General features: G+C 61.7%; 14 protein-coding genes. 10 read left to right on the forward strand and 4 right to left on the reverse strand.

What is annotated here, in order from left to right; all coding sequences use genetic code 11:
* Positions 1 to 55: 55 nt before the first annotated feature.
* Positions 56 to 844, forward strand: coding sequence for a nitroreductase family protein (locus tag Q1A71_RS16295; RefSeq protein ID WP_299678597.1), 789 nt, complete (start codon positions 56 to 58; stop codon positions 842 to 844).
* Here Q1A71_RS16295 and Q1A71_RS16300 read toward each other — a convergent pair.
* Entirely contained in the window at positions 841 to 2,157 is a 1,317-nt protein-coding gene (locus Q1A71_RS16300) for an aspartate aminotransferase family protein (RefSeq protein WP_299678600.1), read from the reverse strand. The genes Q1A71_RS16295 and Q1A71_RS16300 overlap by 4 nt on opposite strands.
* Positions 2,158 to 2,613: 456 nt before the next feature.
* Here Q1A71_RS16300 and Q1A71_RS16305 point away from each other — a divergent pair, with 456 nt between their 5' ends.
* The 6 genes from Q1A71_RS16305 to arsJ all read left to right on the forward strand — a co-directional run bounded on the left by Q1A71_RS16305 (position 2,614) and on the right by arsJ (position 10,198).
* Complete coding sequence (locus Q1A71_RS16305; RefSeq protein WP_299678603.1) at positions 2,614 to 3,582, forward strand: TAXI family TRAP transporter solute-binding subunit; 969 nt, start codon at positions 2,614 to 2,616, stop codon at positions 3,580 to 3,582.
* Between the two features lie 117 nt (positions 3,583 to 3,699).
* Positions 3,700 to 6,315, forward strand: a complete 2,616-nt coding sequence (locus tag Q1A71_RS16310; protein WP_299678606.1) for a TRAP transporter permease — start codon at positions 3,700 to 3,702, stop codon at positions 6,313 to 6,315.
* The gene (locus Q1A71_RS16315; protein WP_299678609.1) at positions 6,312 to 6,746 is read left to right on the forward strand and encodes a universal stress protein; all 435 of its coding nucleotides are present in this window, start codon (positions 6,312 to 6,314) and stop codon (positions 6,744 to 6,746) included. The genes Q1A71_RS16310 and Q1A71_RS16315 overlap by 4 nt, the downstream gene beginning before the upstream one ends.
* A gap of 355 nt (positions 6,747 to 7,101) precedes the next feature.
* On the forward strand, positions 7,102 to 7,935 hold the full coding sequence (locus Q1A71_RS16320; RefSeq protein WP_299678612.1) for a helix-turn-helix domain-containing protein: 834 nt from the start codon (positions 7,102 to 7,104) through the stop codon (positions 7,933 to 7,935).
* Positions 7,932 to 8,930, forward strand: coding sequence for an ArsJ-associated glyceraldehyde-3-phosphate dehydrogenase (locus Q1A71_RS16325; protein ID WP_299678615.1), 999 nt, complete (start codon positions 7,932 to 7,934; stop codon positions 8,928 to 8,930). Before Q1A71_RS16320 ends, Q1A71_RS16325 begins: the two co-directional genes overlap by 4 nt.
* A 2-nt stretch (positions 8,931 to 8,932) precedes the next feature.
* Complete coding sequence (arsJ, locus tag Q1A71_RS16330) at positions 8,933 to 10,198, forward strand: organoarsenical effux MFS transporter ArsJ (protein WP_299678618.1); 1,266 nt, start codon at positions 8,933 to 8,935, stop codon at positions 10,196 to 10,198.
* Here arsJ and Q1A71_RS16335 read toward each other — a convergent pair.
* The gene (locus Q1A71_RS16335) at positions 10,195 to 10,863 is read right to left on the reverse strand and encodes a DNA-3-methyladenine glycosylase I (protein WP_299678621.1); all 669 of its coding nucleotides are present in this window, start codon (positions 10,861 to 10,863) and stop codon (positions 10,195 to 10,197) included. The genes arsJ and Q1A71_RS16335 overlap by 4 nt on opposite strands.
* A 216-nt stretch (positions 10,864 to 11,079) precedes the next feature.
* On the opposite strand from Q1A71_RS16335, the gene modA reads away from it, so the two are divergent.
* Genes modA through modC form a run of 3 tightly spaced genes read left to right on the forward strand, consistent with a single transcriptional unit; the run spans position 11,080 to position 13,651 of the window.
* Entirely contained in the window at positions 11,080 to 11,868 is a 789-nt protein-coding gene (modA, locus tag Q1A71_RS16340) for a molybdate ABC transporter substrate-binding protein (RefSeq protein WP_299678624.1), read from the forward strand.
* A complete protein-coding gene (gene modB / locus Q1A71_RS16345) occupies positions 11,865 to 12,560 on the forward strand; it encodes a molybdate ABC transporter permease subunit (protein WP_299678627.1) in 696 nt (231 codons plus the stop codon). The genes modA and modB overlap by 4 nt, the downstream gene beginning before the upstream one ends.
* Entirely contained in the window at positions 12,557 to 13,651 is a 1,095-nt protein-coding gene (modC, locus tag Q1A71_RS16350; protein WP_299678630.1) for a molybdenum ABC transporter ATP-binding protein, read from the forward strand. The genes modB and modC overlap by 4 nt, the downstream gene beginning before the upstream one ends.
* Here the strand turns inward: modC and Q1A71_RS16355 are convergent.
* Together Q1A71_RS16355 and Q1A71_RS16360 are read right to left on the reverse strand one after the other, a co-directional pair.
* Complete coding sequence (locus Q1A71_RS16355) at positions 13,641 to 14,549, reverse strand: ribokinase (RefSeq protein WP_299678633.1); 909 nt, start codon at positions 14,547 to 14,549, stop codon at positions 13,641 to 13,643. The two genes, modC and Q1A71_RS16355, sit on opposite strands and share 11 nt — an antisense overlap.
* A 3-nt stretch (positions 14,550 to 14,552) precedes the next feature.
* A complete protein-coding gene (locus tag Q1A71_RS16360; RefSeq protein ID WP_299678636.1) occupies positions 14,553 to 15,002 on the reverse strand; it encodes an RbsD/FucU domain-containing protein in 450 nt (149 codons plus the stop codon).
* Positions 15,003 to 15,020: the final 18 nt, after the last annotated feature.

Raw genomic sequence — 15,020 nt, forward strand, 5'->3', positions numbered from 1 at the left:
GAATATGTACTTATGTTTTCTGTAAGGCTACCTTACAAATACGCGAGGGTCAAAGATGTCTGGCGCTAGGCTTTCAGATCTGCTGGAAGACCGATTTGGCACAGCACCCAACGTCCCTGAAGATATTGAAAACAGTGACGCCTTGAAACGCCTGGCCGCGCGCGCCTCCTGTCGCCGGTTTACGGATCGGCAGATTGATCTGAAGCGCCTGCAAACGCTCTGCGCCACGGCACTCTGCTCCCCATCCAAGAGCGACTTGCAGCAACGCGATATCCTGATCGTCACCAACCAGGATTTACTCAACGCACTCAAGACCCTGCTTGCTGCGCAAACCTGGGTTGCCGATGCGCCGGCGATGCTGGTCTTTCTGGCCAACAACAGACGGCAACGCCAAGTGCAGGACGTGCATGCCCAGCCCTTCCCCAACGACCATCTCGATGCCTTCTTCAATGCCAGCGTGGACGCCGGCATCGCGCTGGCCACTTTCATGACTGCGGCGGAAGCCATTGGCATGGGGTGCTGTCCGATAAGCACAATTCGTAACCATCTCCCCGAGGTCAGGGATCTTCTGATGCTACCGGATCATGTCTTTCCGGTTGCTGGAATGGCAGTCGGCTATCCCGCTGAGCGCGGAGGCATCAGCGCGCGCTTGCCCCTGGGCAGCACGGTCCATCACGATCATTTCCGTGACATCACGCGCGAGGAGATTACCGCTTATGATACGCGGAGGCTCAATGGCGCCGACGCACCTCGGTGGTCGGAGGCAAAGGCTCGCATGTACGCAGCCCCGCAACGAACAGATTTCGGCACCTTCATTCGCAATATTGGCTTCAATCTCGACTAGAGAACCGAAGCGAACGTCTTTTTGAGCTTGGAAACAATCTCGTCGATGTGCTGGTCTTCGAGGATGAATGGTGGCGCGAGAAGCACATGATCTCCGTTCTGACCATCGACCGTACCGCCCATCGGGTAGCAGGCCAGACCGTTCTCCATCGCGGTACTCTTGATCTTCTTGTTGATACCGCGCGCCGGGTCGAAAGGCGCCTTCGCGGCGCAATCTTCGACGATCTCCAGGCCGCGAAAGAGGCCGCGCCCACGAATGTCCCCGATATGCGGATGCTGCCCAAAATCGGACTGCAACGCGGCCTGAAGTTTCTCGCCCATCACGGCACAACGCTCGACCAGGCCACCGGTCAGCTTCTTCAGGACTGCGTTGCCCGCCGCACAGGCTGTCGGATGGCCGATGTAAGTGTGGCCGTGCTGGAAGAACCCGGACCCATCGGCGATGGCCTGATGGATCTGGCTCGTGCACATCATTGCGCCGATGGGTTGATAACCTGCCCCCAGCCCCTTCGCGATGGTGACGATATCCGCGGTGATACCTTCCTGCTCATGCGCAAAAAGACTGCCCGTACGCCCCATCCCGCACATGACCTCATCAAGGATCAGCAGGATTCCGTATTGATCGCAAATCTCGCGGATCCGTTTGAAATAGCCCTCAACGGGCGGCACAGCGCCCAGAGTGGCTCCGACGACCGGTTCAGCGACAAAAGCGATGACGCTCTCCGGCCCCAACCGCTGCAACTCCGCCTCCAGCTCATTGGCGACCCGCTGACCATAGTCAAAAGCGCTCTCGCCCTGCTGTTGGCCGCGATAGGCGTAGCAGGGAGAGATCAACGACGTCTCGACCATGATCGGTGCGAAAGCCTGTTTGCGCCAGACATTACCGCCCGTGGCGAGCGCGCCCAACGTATTGCCGTGATAGCTCTGCCGCCGGGCGATGAAGTGCCGCCGCTCCGGCTGGCCAATCTCGACGAAGTATTGCCGCGCGAGTTTCAGCGCCGACTCTACCGCCTCGGACCCACCGGAGACAAAATAGACCTTGTCCAGATCACCGGGCGCTGCGGCCACCAGGCGGTCCGCCAACTCCTCGGCCGGCTCGGAGGTGAAAAAGCTGGTGTGGGCATAGGCCAGCTGTGCAACCTGCTCCTGTATCGCGGCGATGACATCGGGGTCGCCGTGGCCCAGGCAAGACACCGCAGCACCCCCCGATCCGTCAAAATACTCGTTGCCGTCAGCGTCATAAAGATACGTACCTTTACCTATAGACGCACGTCGAAGATCGGATCTAGAGTGCCTTGCAAACACATGTGACATTGGACATTTCCCCGTTTCGCTCACCAACTGTGAAACATATGGAGCCCGCGTTGACAATGTGTTCGCACCGGTGAAGCGTTGCGGTTTGGGGGATCTGGGTGGCCGGACCACGTAAGATCAGAGTGTCAGTGCTCGGCGGCAACCTTCTCAGAACGCTGCCACGCCGTGTTGTGGGTTTTCTGAACCCTGAGAACGCAAAATCAGTCATGGACAACCGCGACGGCATGGACCCCAGATATGCGTCATTGGAGCCGAGTTCGGCCACGAAGGCTTCGGAGTCGCGCTCTCGCCACACGCGTTTCTCGCCTCTGGCAGAGGCGTTTGCCTACGTGTTGCTGCGCATGTCCGCAGAAACCTTGTGCGAGCTTATAGCGAAGGTGAATCTGAGCAACCGCCGTTTACAACAGGGTCTGAACGGCTGATAAACAATCCATAATCCAAATAAGGGAGAAAACTATGTTCAAAGGATTGAAACTTACGGTCGCTGGTGCAGCTGTCGCGGTCATGACCGCGCCAGTGGCTATGGCTGAAGAGTTCATCACCATCGGGACGGGTGGTGTGACCGGCGTTTATTACCCCACCGGTGGCGCGATCTGCCGTCTGGTAAACAAGGGCCGCAAGGATCACGGCATCCGCTGCTCGGTGGAATCGACCGGTGGATCGGTCTACAACATCAACACCATCCGCGCAGGCGAGTTGGAGTTCGGTGTGGCCCAGTCCGACTGGCAGTACCACGCCTACAATGGCTCTTCCCAGTTTGAAGAGCAGGGGCCGTTCGAAGAGCTGCGCGCGGTGTTTTCCGTCCACCCCGAACCCTTCACCGTGGTGGCGCGCGCCGACTCCGGGATCACCGAGTTCAGCGATCTTGTTGGGAAACGCGTCAACATCGGCAACCCAGGTTCGGGCGCGCGCGGCACCACCGAGATCGTGCTCGAAGCCAAGGGGCTGTCGGCGGATGACTTCGCGCTGGCGACTGAGTTGAAAGCAGCCGAACAGTCCGCAGCCCTGTGCGACAACCAGATTGATGCGATGGTCTACACCGTCGGTCATCCGTCCGGTTCGATTCAGGAAGCGACAACTGCCTGTGATTCGGTGCTTGTAAGCGTCACCGGCGAGGCAATCGACAAACTGGTCGCCGAGAACTCCTTCTACCGTAAGGCCACTGTCCCCGGGGGCATGTATCGCGGGTCCGACTCCGATGTGGCCACATTCGGTGTCGGTGCGACCTTTGTGACCTCCACGGCGGTGAGTGAAGACGCAGTCTACGCGGTGGTATCGGCCGTCTTCGACAACTTCGAAGACTTCAAGAAGCTGCACCCGGCCTTCGCCAACCTGACACCGGAAGAGATGGCCACCGCAGGCCTTTCCGCACCACTGCATCCGGGCGCGGAGAAGTACTACAAGGAAAAGGGCTGGATCGAGTAAACCGACCTTCTAAGCCACTGGCCGGGGGCGGTCCGCCGCCCTCGCCTGCCCGACATCGGGCACACTAAAAGACAAAAAAGCCGCAGAAAAAACGCGGCGTGTCAGGGAGACAGTAGAATGGCAGACAAGACAAGCGGCGGCCGCGCGCTGTCCGAAGAAGAACTCCAGGACCTTGTATCGTCATCGGACGCCGGGGCGCGAAATCCAGCTGGTCCAGTTGGCACATTTCTGGCCATCGTGGCGATCGTATGGTCCGTTTTTCAGGTCATCCTAGCTTCGCCTGTTTCGAACATCGTTCTGCCAGGTTCGATTATCAACAATGACCGGTCCATTCATCTCGCCTTTGCAATCTTCCTCGCCTTCATGGCGTATCCGGCCCTGAAGTCCTCCCCGCGACACTACATCCCGATCCATGATTGGGTAATGGCGAGTGTCGGGGCCTTTATCGCTATGTATGGCTTCATCTTTTATGAGAAAATCGTCCGGTCCGGTGGGCTGGCCGATGACACCGACAAGTGGTTTGCGTTGGTCGGTCTGATCATTCTGTTCGAAGGCGCGCGCCGCGCACTTGGCCCCGCAATGGCGATCATCGCCACCATATTTCTGCTCTATGTGTTCTTCGGCTCCTCGCAAGCCGTGCCGGACGTAATCCGCTGGAAGGGCGCCTCGCTGCAAAAGGCGATGAGCCACATGTGGATCACCTCCGAAGGGGTGTTCGGCATAGCACTCGGGGTCTCGACAAAATTCGTCTTCCTCTTCGTGCTCTTCGGCGCCCTGCTCGACAAGGCGGGCGCGGGCAACTATTTTATCAAGATGGCGTTCGGCGCGCTTGGTCACCTGCGCGGTGGCCCCGCAAAGGCGGCCGTTGTCGGCTCCGCCGCGACGGGCCTGATCTCGGGCTCCTCCATCGCAAATGTGGTGACTACCGGCACCTTCACCATCCCGCTGATGAAGCGCGTGGGCTTCTCCGCCGAGAAAGGCGGCGCGGTCGAGGTCGCCTCCTCCGTCAACGGCCAAATTATGCCGCCTGTGATGGGGGCCGCCGCCTTCCTGATGGTGGAATATGTAGGCATCTCCTATGTGGAGGTGATCACCCACGCCTTCCTGCCGGCCGCGATTTCCTACATCGCGCTGGTCTATATCGTGCATCTGGAAGCGGTGAAGAACAACATGCCGACGCTTGGCAACCGCGTGGTGTCGATGGGCAAGACCATCGGCGGTATGGCGGCGTTCTTCGTGGGCTTCGCGCTCTTATGCTACGGCGTACAGTACCCGGTCCGTTGGATCACCTCGGCTCTGCCGAACTCCGGCCTGCTGCTCTCCGGCCTCGTGTTCCTTGCGTATGTCATATTGCTCTACTTCGCGGCCAAGGTGCCGGATCTGCAACCCGATGACCCGAACGCGGAGGAAATCGAATTGCCGGTGGTGGGCGAGATCTACAAAGCGGGTCTCTACTTCCTGCTGCCGATCATCGTGCTGGTGTACTTCCTGATGATCGAGCAGAAATCGCCCGGCCTCTCTGCCTTCTGGGCGACAGCGCTGCTCTTCGTGATCCTGCTGACCCAACGCCCGCTGAAGTCCATCTTCCGTGGCGAGAACAACATGGCGAACGCCTTTAAAGACGGTGTAGTGGACTTGCTGCAAGGCCTCATTGACGGCGCGCGCAACATGATCGGCATCGGTCTGGCGACAGCTACTGCCGGTGTGATCGTGGGCACGGTGACGCTGACCGGTGTCGGTCAGGTGATGGCGGACCTCGTGGAGTTCCTGTCCGGCGGCAACCTGATCCTGATGCTGATCATGGTGGGGCTGCTGAGCCTCATCCTCGGCATGGGCTTGCCCACTACGGCGAACTACATCGTCGTCTCCTCGCTTATGGCCGGCGTTGTAGTGGAGTTGGGCGCGCAATCCGGGCTGATTGTACCGCTGATCGCTGTGCACCTCTTTGTCTTTTATTTCGGGATCATGGCAGACGTGACGCCGCCTGTGGGCCTTGCCAGTTTCGCGGCTGCCGCGGTTTCCGGCGGCGATGCGATCCGGACGGGCTTCGTGGCGTTCTTCTACAGCCTGCGCACGGTTGCCCTGCCCTTCGTCTTCATCTTCAACACCGATCTGCTGTTGATCGACGTGGGGTGGGCTCAGGGGATATTGGTGTTCATCACGGCTACCATTGCGATCCTCGTGTTCACTGCGGGCACCATGGGCTACTTCCTGACCCGTAACCGGATCTACGAAAGCATCGTGCTGATCTTCATCGCCTTCGCGCTCTTCCGCCCGGATTTCTTCATGAACCGGATCCAGCCACCGTTTGAAAACATCCCGCCGCAGCAGTTTGCGGAAAAGGTCGAAGCGGCATCGGCAGGGCGCGAGTTCCGCGTAATTGTGAGCGGCCCGGATTTCGATACCGGCGACATCACCGAGACGACGCTGCTTGTTGCCATCGGCGATGAGGAGCCGGGCACGCGCATGGACGCGCTTGGCCTGCTGACACTGGAGGAAGGCGACCAGATCGTTCTAGAAGAGCCGATGTTCGGCACACCCTATGCCGAAACCTTCCAGGCCTATGACTTCTATGGCGACGAGTTCGTGACCATCAAAGAGGTCAAGGCGCCCGCGGATCAGATGCCGAAGGAGCTGATCTTCATACCCGCTCTGTTCTTGCTTGGCCTCGTCGTCCTGCTGCAGCGCGGTCGCATGGGCAAGGAAGACACCCCGGAAGGAGCCACAGCATGAGCCGTCCCGTTCTTTGCGCCATCGACGTCAGCCACAAGGGTCAGGACGCCGAGGTCCTACGTGTGGCGAAGAAGCTGGCGGATCTCGACGGGGCCTCCCTCGATGTCATGACAGTGGTGCCCGATTTCGGCGAGAGCATCGTGGGCAGTTTCTTCGAAGCGGATCATCACGAGAAAGCCGTGGCCGAGGCGCGCCAACTGCTCAGTGACGAGATCACGGCAAGCATTGGTTCGGATGTGGATGCGATGGTCCGCCATGTGGTGGCGACCGGCAAGGCCTATGAGGAGATCCTGCACGTGGCGCAGGAGACCGGCTGCGGGCTGATCGTGATCGGAGCGCACAAGCCAGATTTCAAAGACTACCTGCTGGGGCCGAACGCAGCGCGTGTGGTGCGACATTCCAATTGCAGCGTGCACGTGGTGCGCCACTAGTCTGATGCGAAAACGGTAGGTGGGGTGCGTCTGGAAACGGACGCGCCTTTTTGATGCCCGGTTCGATACCATATCGCTGCAGGCGATGATCTGCACGCTGGGGCGTCGCCCGACCTGGCGGGCGTTTCCCCGCTGGCTCTGCGTGTCGTTGCAACACCAGCAGACGTTATGCGGTTGGTAATGTTACGAAATCGCTCTCGGGGCTAGGCCAGCCGATGCCCGGTCCATCGACCGTGCAGACGGCTTCAAAGTCATATCACCACAAGGAGCGGCAGCGCTGAAGAGCAATATGGGCGTGCCTCAGATCAGTCGCACAGGCACTTGCGGCCATGTGTATTTCATATATTCATGAAATATGGAAAAAGAATCGCTTCTTCGTCTGTCCGCTCTCAGTCATCCGCATCGGCTGGCTGTCTTCCGGCTGCTGATGCGCCGCTATCCCGATCAGTTACCCGCGGGTGAAATAGCCAGCGTGCTGGCCCTCAAAGCCTCCACGACTTCCGTCTACCTCTCCTCACTGACCGATGCCGGACTGATCAGGCAGCGGCGAGACGGCACCTCGCTGCGCTACAGCGCCAACACAGAGGCCGCGGCCGAAGTGATCGACTTTCTCTTCATGGACTGTTGCCGGGGCCGACCGGACCTCTGCCCGCCATTGACCAAGGCGGGCCAAACGACCAAAAGGCCTTACAACGTCCTGTTCATCTGCACCGCAAATTCCGCCCGCTCGATCTTTGCCGAAGCCATCCTGCGGGATCTGGATGCGACACGTTTCACCGCCTACTCCGCAGGGACGGCCCCGGCCACCAGCCCGAACTTGCTGGCGATTGAGATGCTGCAGGGCAAGGGCCATGACACATCGCTGCTCAGCGCCAAGCACACATCGGAGTATCAGACACCCGAGAGCCCCAGAATGGATTTTGTCTTCACCGTCTGTGATCAGGCCGCCAACGAGGACTGCCCCGCCTGGGAGGGTCAACCCATCAGCGCCCATTGGGGCTTGCCCGACCCGGTAAAGGCAACGGGCAGCCCGGCGGAACAGCAGCTCGCGTTTCAGCAGACCTATGGCGCGCTGTTAAACCGGCTGAAGGCCTTTACCGCGTTGCCTATCGAAACATTGGACACGATCTCGCTGCAAGCTGCCGTGGACACCATCGGTCAAGACCATCTGGAAGGAACACCTGCATGACCACCTACGCCCTGAATGGTCTGGGCCGGATCGGAAAGCTCGCCCTGCGCCCGCTGCTGGAGCGTGGCGCCGAAATCGCCTGGATCAACGATGCGGTCGGCGATGCGGCGATGCACGCGCATCTGCTGGAGTTCGACACGGTGCACGGACGATGGCCCGCCGACTTCAGCGCGGATGAACACAGCCTCACCATCGACGGCACGCGGCTGCCCGTGCATAGCGAAACCAATCTGGGGGCACTGCCGCTGAAAGCTGTGGATGTGGTGATCGACTGCACAGGCGCGTTCAAAAGCGAGGCCGCACTGGCGCCCTATTTCGAAGCCGGCGTAAGGAAGGTCGTGGTCTCCGCCCCGGTCAAGGATGGCCCGACCGCCAATATCGTCTATGGCGTCAATCACGAGATCTATGACCCGGCACAGCACCAGATTGTCACGGCGGCCAGCTGTACGACCAATTGCATCGCGCCCGTGGTCAAGGTCGTGCATGAAAACCTCGGCATTCGGCACGGTTCGATCACTACGATCCATGACGTGACCAACACACAAACCATCGTGGACCGCCCCGCAAAAGACCTGCGCCGGGCGCGCTCTGCGCTGAACTCGCTGATCCCCACAACCACGGGCAGTGCGACAGCGATCACGCTGATCTACCCCGAGCTGACAGGCCGTCTGAATGGCCACGCCGTGCGGGTGCCGCTGCTGAATGCATCGCTCACCGATTGTGTTTTCGAGTTGGAGCGGGAGACGACGGTCGAAGAGGTCAATGGGCTGTTCAAATCCGCTGCCGAAAGGGAATTGAACGGTATTCTCGGCTATGAGACCCGCCCGCTCGTCAGCACCGATTACACAAACGACCCGCGTTCCGGCATCGTTGATGCGCCCTCCACCATGGTGGTGAACGGTACGCAGCTGAAGGTTTACGTGTGGTATGACAACGAATGGGGTTATGCCAACCGCCTCGTGGACGTGGCGCTCATGGTCGGCGGGAGCCTTTGAAGATGCAGCGCGCCGGAGCGGCTTATGTGGCGGTGACGGCGGCATATTGGGCCTTCATGCTGACCGACGGCGCCCTGCGCATGCTGGTGCTGTTGCACTTCCATACGCTGGGCTTCTCTCCGGTGCAGCTCGCCTATCTTTTTGTGCTCTACGAGATTGCCGGCGTGATCACCAACCTCAGCGCAGGCTGGATTGCGGCGCGCTTTGGCCTGACCTCGACCCTTTACGCCGGGCTGGCGCTGCAGGTGGCTGCGTTGGTCGCCCTCGCCCAGCTTGACCCCTCCTGGACGGTCGCGGCCTCGGTGATCTTCGTGATGGCGGTGCAAGGCGCATCCGGCGTGGCCAAGGACCTCTCGAAGATGAGCGCCAAATCCGCCGTCAAGCTGCTGGCGCCGAGCGAACAGGGTGGGCTCTTCCGCTGGGTCGCGCTGCTCACCGGTTCCAAGAACGCCGTGAAGGGGCTGGGGTTCCTCATCGGCGCGCTGCTCTTGGGTTGGGTGGGGCTCAAGGGCGCGGTGCTGGGCATGGCGGCGATACTGGCTCTGATCCTGATCGTTATCATATGGAAGATGCCATCGGGCCTGCCCAGCGGCCGCAAGGATGCGAAATTCCGCGAGGTCTTCTCCAAGAGCCCCAATGTGAACTGGCTGAGCTTTGCGCGGGTGTTTCTCTTCGCCGCCCGCGATGTATGGTTCGTGGTCGGCATCCCGATCTACTTCTACGCCGTGTTGTCCGATGGAACCGTGGCCGGCAACCGCGCGGCCTTCTTCACCATCGGCAGTTTCATGGCCCTGTGGATCATCCTATATGGCGGTGTGCAGACGGTGGCCCCGAGACTGCTGAAGGCCCGGGCCCGCCCCGAAGCAGAGATTATTCGCGAGACGCGCCGATGGGTTGCCGCGCTGATCGCCCTCCCCGCAGGACTCGCCCTGTTGAGCCTACTCACGCCGGACCCCACCCCCTGGTTCACCGTGACGCTGATCGTCGGGTTGCTGCTGTTCGGAGCGCTCTTCGCCGTCAATTCCGCCCTCCATTCCTATCTCATCCTTGCCTTCAGCAGCGGCGACAGGGTGACGATGGATGTGGGTTTCTACTATATGGCCAACGCTGCGGGGCGCCTGTTGGGCACGGTGCTCTCGGGCCTCAGCTATCAGATTGGCGGCCTGCCGCTGTGCCTCGGAACCGCCGCAGTTCTTCTGGTGCTGAGCACCTTCGGCGCTGCACAGCTGCGGGAGGCACCAGCGGAAACGGCATCGCGTCCCACTTAACCCGTGCTTGTAGCCAGGATCCGGCTGATCTCCTTCAAAGACAGGCCGGACTCGCCCCGCCATTCGGAAAAGGCAGCCTGTACGGAGCGCATCGCTCCTTTCGAGGTCGGTGGCTTGTCGATCACACCCTCCGCAATCAAGCGGGCCACCACATCGCGCGACAGGATGAAGCCGTCGACGCCCATTGCACGCAGAAAATACTGACCCGTCGTGCCACCCAGGCGCGTTCCATCGGACTTGAGCATCTCAAGCAGACCGGTGAACTGTTCCGGCGACCAACCGGCCACAAAAGCACCGAAGCTGCCATGCTGACGTGAGTGCGCATTCAGGAAGACGGCATTCTCCTGCACCGCCTGTATCTTCGAGCCATGACGCACAATCGACGTATCCGCGATCAGCCTGTCGAACCAGATATCATCCATCATGGCGCAGACGCCGGGATCGAAGCCTTTGAAAGCCGTCTCGAACCCCGACCACATAGAGTCCACCACTTTCCAGTTGAACCCGGCGTTGAAGATCGCGCGGGTCATCGCCGCCAGCCAACGATCATCCGGCGCCGTTGCAAGCTCGGCAGCCGGTTTTGGAGGCACGAAACCGTCGAATACGGCGGCTTCCGAGCCTTTGCGGTCAACGCTGATAGCGAGGATATCCTCGATGCTACGCATGGGCGATCTCCCTATGTCTGGTCCTGCAGGATAGTCGAAACGCGCCTTTGCAAAAACGATCAATCGGGCACAACCGGATGTGCAGAATTGGCACCCCGCTTCAGGGTCTCCCCGCGCCCCCTCTTGCAACCGCCGCGGAGGTGCAACACTGTGGACCCATGACCTACCCCGGCGCAGTCGCGATACCGCAGAACTTCACAGCTCCGCAGGGGTTTCATGGCTGAGCGCCGGGGCCTTTGGGCGTTAGGTCTGGCCGTTCTGGTCATCGGCCTCTGGTCGGCCATCAGCACGTCGGCGAAGGCAGAGCAGATTACGGTGTTCGCCGCCGCGAGCCTCAAAACCGCGCTGGATCGGATCGCCGCAGACTTTACGTCGACAACGGGCCATGAGGTTGTGATCTCCTATGCGGGCACATCGATTCTGGCCCGGCAGGTCTCGCTCGGAGCGCCCGCGGATGTGGTGATCTCGGCCAGCAGCGACTGGATGGAATGGCTGGCTGAGCGCGGCGCCGTGGACGGGGCGAGCCAGATCGAGATCGCGGGGAACCGCCTCGTGTTGATCGCGCACGGTCGCGACGTTGATCCCATCCCCGCGGACCGCGCGGCACTGGCCGCCCGCTTGGCCGACGCACGGATTGCAATGGCCCTGGTCGATGCGGTGCCCGCCGGAATTTATGGCAAGGCTGCCCTGGTTCATTTCGACCTCTGGACCCAGGTCGCACCGCAGGTCGCGCAGACAGACAACGTGCGCGCGGCCCTCGCCTTGGTGGCCACCGGTGCGGCCCCCTTTGGTGTGGTCTACCTCACCGACGCCACCGCAGACCCGAGGGTCACCGCGCTGACCACCTTCCCACCGGAGAGCCATCCAAAGATCACATACCCCGCAGCCCTTGTGACAGGCGGCGCGACACCGGCAGCGCGGAGCTTCCTCAGCCACATGACCTCGGCCTCCGCGCGCGCGCAGCTTGTCGATCACGGATTCGTCGTACCCAGAGCGCGCCCGTGACCGGCTGGCTTGGACCCGACGAATGGCAAGCTGTGCTGCTGTCGCTCAAGGTCTCGTTCTGGGCCACACTCGCAAGCCTGCCGCTGGGTCTCTGGGTCGCCTACGTTCTGGCGCGTCGACAGTTTCCCGGCAAGCAGTTGCTCAACGGTCTGGTGCATTTGCCGCTTATACTGCCCCCTGTGGTGACCGGGTACCTGCTGCTGATCAGCTTCGGTACGCAGACGCCTTTGGGCCGCACGCTGGAGGCCATGGGCATCGTATTCGCCTTTCGGTGGACCGGCGCCGCGCTGGCCGCTGCGGTCATGGCTTTCCCGCTGATGGTCCGAGCCATGAGATTGTCGATCGAGGCCGTTGATCCCAAACTGGAACAAGCAGCTGCCACGCTCGGCGCGTCCCGGCTCTGGGTTTTTCTGACAATCACCTTGCCGCTGATCCTGCCCGGGGTCATTGCCGGGGCCATCCTGGCGTTTGCCAAGGCGATGGGCGAGTTCGGCGCAACCATCACCTTCGTTTCCAACATCCCCGGGCAGACGCAAACCATCCCGTCGGCGATCTATGCCTTTCTTCAGGTGCCGGGTGGTGAGCGTGCCGCCTGGCGGTTGGTCGTCGTCTCTGTGGTGATCGCGATGGGAGCGCTCCTGCTGTCGGAATGGGTGGCACGCCGCGCCGCAGGTAAGGTGCGCGAGCCATGACGCTGTCCGTCGCAATGCAGCACCGCTTTGACGGGTTCGAGCTCAACGTCGCCTTCGAAGCGCCCACCGGCATTACGGTGCTTTTCGGACGGTCGGGTGCGGGCAAATCGACGATCATCGACGCTGTCGCCGGCCTGTTACGTCCCGAGACGGGCCGGATCGTTTCCGATGGGGAGGTGCTCTTTGACAGCACCACCGGAGAGACCACTCCTCCGCACCGGCGCCGAGTGGGTTACATCTTTCAGGATGCGCGGCTCTTTCCGCATCTGACTGTCCGACAGAACCTGGGCTATGGACGCTGGTTTGCCCCCAAGACCGCACCGCGCGAAGACCTCGGCCGCATCGTGGATCTGCTGGGCATCGGGCACCTGCTCGCCCGCAGACCCGCGCATCTCTCAGGCGGCGAACGACAGCGGGTGGCCATCGGACGGGCACTGCTGGCCAGTCCGCGGATCATTCTGGCCGATGAGCCGCTGGCCGCTCTGGACGAGCAGCGGAAAGCGGAGATCCTGCCCTACTTCGAGCGGTTGCGCGATGAAGTCTCCGTGCCGATCCTCTATGTCAGCCATGCTGCAGCCGAGGTTGCCCGCATTGCCACAACGGTCGTCGCGCTGAGCAACGGGCGCGTGGCGCGGCAAGGGCCCGCTGCAGATGTGCTCAGCGATCCGGCGATCACACCCATCGGCGTCCGCGCGGCGGGCGCGATGCTCGATGCGCAGGTGACCCAGCATCACAATGACGGTCTGACCACACTGGAGACGGCGGGGGCCAAACTGTTGTTGCCTCGCGTGACACAGCCACCCGGAACGCACGTCCGGGTCTGGATTGAGGCGCAGGATGTGATGCTCGCCACCCAACGGCCCTCCGGCATTTCGGCGCTCAATGTGCTGAAGGTCAGGGTCAACGAATTGCGCTTTGGCGCCGGTCCGGGTGTTCTTGTGCAGCTGGCGTTCGGCGACGCGATGCTCCTGTCGAGGATCACCCGGCGCTCCGCCGACGCGCTGTCACTCGCGCCCGGCGCAGAGGTCTTCGCCGTCCTGAAAGCCGTCTCCGTCGCGCGGGACGCCATCGGTGAACAGCCTAACGCCTGAGCAGCGCGTCGACCTCTGCCCGGTCCGGCATCGCGGGCGCTGTGCCCGGGCGCGTGACTGAGAGACCCGCTGTGGCACAGCCGAGCGTTACGGCCTCCAGCGCGGACAAGCCCTCCGCAAGGGCCGCTGCAAAGCCGCCGTTGAACGCATCCCCCGCCCCTGTCGTTTCCACCACGGGGCCTGCGTTGACGGCCGGGACCAAGCCGTGCCCATGGAGATATGCGCCCTGCGCGCCCATGGTGATGATCGGAGTGCCCACGCCGAGCGCGCGCAGCGCCTCGGCCGCACGCGCCGCGTCCTCCGCGTTCTCTACCGTTATCCCGGTCAAAGCCTCGCATTCGGTCTCATTGGGCGTGACGTAGTCGCAAAGCGCCAGCATCCCCTCCGGCAGCTCCGCCGCCGGGGCCGGGTTGAGGATGGTCATCACTCCGGCGTCGCGGGCAATCTGCAGCGCGCGCAGGGCTGCGGGCATGGGTTGCTCCAACTGGGTGACAAAGACATCCGCACCGGCGATCAGATCGGCGCGCGCCTCGATATCGGCCTCCCCGATCAGCGCTGCTGCTCCTGGCGCGATGATGATCGCATTGTCGCCGGAGCTTTCTTCCACAAAGATATAGGCTGCTCCGGTATAGCTGTCGGCGATATGATCCACATGCGGTGTGACCTCCGCTGCCGCCCAGGTGTCGAGCGCCAGCTTGGCAAAGTCGTCCTGCCCGAGCTTGGAGATCATATGGGTCTGCGCCCCGATCTTTGCGCAGGCCACCGCCTGGTTCGAGCCTTTGCCGCCCGGCCCAAGCGCAAAGCTGTTGCCCAGAATCGTCTCCCCCATGCGCGGCATGCGGTCTGCCCGATAGGCGGTGTCGGCCACGAAGACCCCAAGGATAACGACCTTGCCCATGGCCTAGGCCTCCGCATCGGGCGGCACGACACCCTTGCGCAGAGCAAAACAGCCATAGAAACGGCGCTCGCCGGTCTGGATCACCGCATAGGCCTGCTTGGCGCGGTCATAGAAGGCGAAGCGTTCGATCCCAAGCATCTTTGGCCCCGCAACCGCATCGACTTCTGCCTGCACCTCCTCCATGACCGGAAGAATTGTATCTGGCTCGCCGACCACTTCCATCCGGGCCGCGGCATCGTCCACGAAGGTGTCGATGGGGTAGACCGAAAGCAAGGCGCGCACCACCTCTGCTGCAGGCCGGTCGATTCGCAGCACCTCGCCCAACACGGTTTCCCGCGCCACGCTGTCGGATGGGAAATTCGTGTCCGCGATGATCAGATCATCGCCATGTCCCATAGCACGCAGCGCATAGAGCACATCCGCATTCAGCAGCGGGTCCAATCCTTTGAGCATGTCGTCGTCCTTCCTTGA

It is taken from the genome of uncultured Roseobacter sp. (assembly GCF_947493125.1).
Taxonomy (GTDB): domain Bacteria; phylum Pseudomonadota; class Alphaproteobacteria; order Rhodobacterales; family Rhodobacteraceae; genus Roseobacter.